General features: G+C 70.2%; 3 protein-coding genes and 1 pseudogene. All 4 read right to left on the reverse strand.

The genetic code is table 11. The features are described from left to right. Window positions 1-378, reverse strand: a pseudogene (locus BJQ90_RS12165) (hypothetical protein); the annotation flags it as partial. A gap of 115 nt (window positions 379-493) precedes the next feature. Next, the gene (locus BJQ90_RS12170) at window positions 494-1,564 is read right to left on the reverse strand and encodes a Gfo/Idh/MocA family protein (RefSeq protein ID WP_226760517.1); all 1,071 of its coding nucleotides are present in this window, start codon (window positions 1,562-1,564) and stop codon (window positions 494-496) included. A 91-nt stretch (window positions 1,565-1,655) separates the two neighbouring features. Further along, on the reverse strand, window positions 1,656-2,363 hold the full coding sequence (locus tag BJQ90_RS12175) for an ABC transporter ATP-binding protein (RefSeq protein ID WP_226760518.1): 708 nt from the start codon (window positions 2,361-2,363) through the stop codon (window positions 1,656-1,658). A gap of 2 nt (window positions 2,364-2,365) precedes the next feature. Continuing rightward, on the reverse strand, window positions 2,366-3,502 hold a 1,137-nt coding region (locus BJQ90_RS12180; RefSeq protein ID WP_226760519.1), incomplete at its 5' end, for an ABC transporter permease.

Below are 3,502 nucleotides of genomic sequence, written 5' to 3' on the forward strand. Positions count from 1 at the left end.
GGCCGGCACCGGGGTGGCTACTTCAGCCACGGGCGCCGTGACCACCGGCGCCACTGTGAGCGCCGGGCCCGGTACCACTGTGGGGACGGGAACCGGGACACCAGCCCAGGGAGTTCCCGCGGGCATGTGGCCCGCCCCGATGGCGGCCTCGACCACCGCGGCAGCGGGCGGCGCGGCAAGTGTCAGTGCGGGGATGGAGTCCGGGGGAGCCATGGTGACGGCTGCGACCGTGCCGTCGGCCGTCGGAGGGGGAGTGGCGGCGTCGTCCGCGCTGGCGGCCGTCGCGGAGAGGGCCAGCCACGCGATGCCGGCGACGCCTCCCAGAAGAATCCGGCCGAGCCGGCGGCGTGCGCGCAACGGGACTGATGCTGGGTCCACGCGCACACCCCATTTCCCCGAAAGCTCGACGGTTGCCTATAGGGTAAGTCCGCGCGGCGGCGTGAGTCCAGAGCGCGCCGTAAACTTCGGCGGATTCAGGCGCCGGAAACCGGGGTCATCGGGCGTCGTTCGGGTAGCTGACACCCAGTTGGGCGCGCACGCCGTCGAACAGCCGCATGGTGTTCAGGGAGTCCTCGAGCGGCATCACGGGGCTCTCGGTCAGCCCCTGCTGGATGCAGCGCGTTACCTCGCGCAGCTCGTAGCTGTAGCCCCGTCCCACGACGTCGAAGGACTCACTGCGGGGCTCGTCGAAGCCGACGCGGATCAGGAGTTCCTTGGGGTTGTTGATCGAGCCGATGGACTGCAGGAACCCCCCGCTGCCCGCCACGGTGGCGGTTCGGGGGCCGTGCGCCAGCAGGGATGAGGTCAGCTGCGCCTGGGCGCCGTGTTGGTAGCCGAGCGTCAGGGCGTTCTGGGCGTCCACGCCGTCGTCGTTCAGCCAGCCGGTGGCACTGACGGTCTGCGGGAAGCCCAGGGTGCCCAGTGCCCACAGCAGGGGATAGACAGTGAGGTCCAGCAGCGCGCCGCCGCCATCCTTGGGGGCCCAGAGGCGCGAGTTGGGCGAATACGGCGCCGGGAAGCCCAGGTCCGCTCCCACCCACTTGACGTCCCCGATCTCGCCGGAGGCGGCGATCTCGAAGGCCCGCTGCATGCCCGGGAGGAACCGGCTCCACATCGCCTCCATCAGGAACAGGCCCTTGGCGCGTGCCAGCGACACCAGCTCGGAAGCTTCCCGCGCATTGACGGTAAGTGCCTTTTCGCACAGCACGTGCTTACCCGCGGTGAGGGCCGCCATGGCGATTTCGTGGTGGTGGGCGTGCGGGGTGGCGACGTAGACGACGTCGACCGCGTCATTGGCGAGCAGCCGGTCGTAGCCGGACTGGCCGTCCAGGTCGCCGTAGGCGCGGGCGAAGCCAAAATCGGCGGCGAAGGCATCCGCCGCCGCCTGGGTGCGCGAACTGACCGCGTAAAGCTCGGCGTCGGCGAGGAGTTCCAGGTCCCGGGTCACGGCCGCTGCGATGCCTCCCGTGGCGACGACGCCCCAGCGCAGCCTGGCGCCGGTGGCAGTCCGGGGATCGGGGTCCGGCTGGCTGGTCAACCAGGGCGTGGCGATGTGTGCGCTCATGGAGTCATCCTCTCACCCGGGCGGGGCGTGCCCAGGATGCGCACGCCGAAAGCCGGGAGCGGCGTGGTTGGCGCCGCTCCCGGGCCGTGGGTTAGGCGGGTGACCCTGCGGCGGCCCGGCTGCGTGCCGCCTCCTCCGTCAGACGGCCCTGCTGGAGCCGGAACCGCCGATCGGTCTTGTTGGCCAGCGAGCGGTCATGCGTGACCACCAGGATGGTGGTGTTGTGGTCCCGGCTCAGCGAACTGAGGAGCTCGATGATGTGCTCGCCGGTCTGTTCGTCCAGGTTGCCCGTGGGCTCGTCCGCAAGGATCAGCTTCGGGGCGTTGGCCAGCGCCCGGGCGATCGCCACCCGCTGCTGTTCACCGCCGGAGAGCCGGTTGATGCGGCGGACATGCTTGTCCGGATCGAGCTGCACCTGCTCCAGCAGCTGCCGGGCCTGCTCCTGGCGCGCCGCCTTCCGGATCCCGGCAAACTCCATCGGCAACATGACGTTGTCCAGCGCGGAGAGGTTCGGGATCAGGTTGAACTGCTGGAACACGAAGCCGATGTCCCGCCGGCGGTATTCGGTGAGCTTGCCATCCGGCATGCCGGCCAGGCTGACCCCGTTGACGAGCACATCCCCGCTCGTGGGCTTGTCGAGGGCGCCGAGCAGGGACAGGAGCGTGCTCTTGCCGCTGCCGCTCTTGCCCACGATCGAGGCCAGGGTGCCCTGCTCGAGCTCGAAGCTCACATCGTTGACCGGCGTGATGGTGCGGTCGCCGGACTTGAACGTGCGGACCAGGTTCTTGACTTCGATCATGGCTACTCTCCTCGGAGGACTTCGATGGGACGGATGCGGGCGGTGAGCAGGGCCGGAACCAGCGCCCCGATGATGGCGACACCAAACACGGCGGCAATCCCGCCGGCGATGACACCGGGGGAGGCGCTCGCGCTCACGGAGGTCAGCAGCTGGCTGGCCCCGCCAAGCGGGTTCCCGCCGGGGAATCCGGCGCCGCCGGGTATTCCGCCGGGAAAGCCCTGGCCGCGGCGGCCGGTCGTGGCCGCCGCCGTCGCGGTGTTGGAGCTGATCAGGGCGGAGGCGATGCCGCCGCTGGCGAAGGACGCGATGGCGGCACCCACCACGCTGCCCATGGCCACCAGGACCAGGGCCTCGAGCACGAACTGCAGGCCGATGGTGCGGTTCGGGGCGCCGATGGCCTTCAGGACACCGATCTCGCGGCGGCGCTCACGGACCAGCATGACCATGATCAGCAGGATGATCAGGCCCGCGGTGGCCAGGGCGGCCACGAAGGCGATGAAGGAGATGTTCTTGACACTGCCGAGCGAGCTGACGGCGGTCTGGAGGTTCCGCTGGCCCTGGCTGACATCGGCCTTGTCGGTGCCGAGCGCGGCCTGCAGCGCCGTCTTGGCGGCGTCGACGTTTTCCATGGAATTGACGGTGACCACCATCGTGGACAGTTCGCCCGGGAGGTCCGCGAGGGTCTGGGCGGTGGGGAGCGTGAGATAGAGGGCGTTGTTGCCGAACGCGGTACCGGCGTCAAACAGGCCGGTGACGGTGAAGCTCTGGTCCTTGATGGTGAAGGTTGAGCCAACGGACAGGCCGTTCTTCTCGGCCAGGGTGGTGCCCAGCAGGGCGCCCGTGGAAGCGGCCCTGTAGTCGCCCAGGCCCGTGCCCTGCGCCAGCGCCAGCGCCTTGCCGGTGGTGTCCACCTCGGCGCCGATCCCGGTGGCCGTGACGGGCACGGAGAACGCCGGTGCGGTGCTGCTCCCGGAGGTTCCGGATGTTCCCGTGCTTCCGCTGGCGGCCTGGTTGCGGTTGCCGAGCGTGCCGGCGTCGACGGCGGCCGTGAGGCTTGTGGTCACGGCGGTGGCTGACTGGCTGCCTGGACCTCCCTGCCCGCCAGGGCCTCCCGCCCCGGCCTGGGTGCCGGTCTGGGC

The sequence above is a fragment of the Arthrobacter sp. SO3 genome, from assembly GCF_020532825.1.
GTDB lineage: Bacteria > Actinomycetota > Actinomycetes > Actinomycetales > Micrococcaceae > Arthrobacter.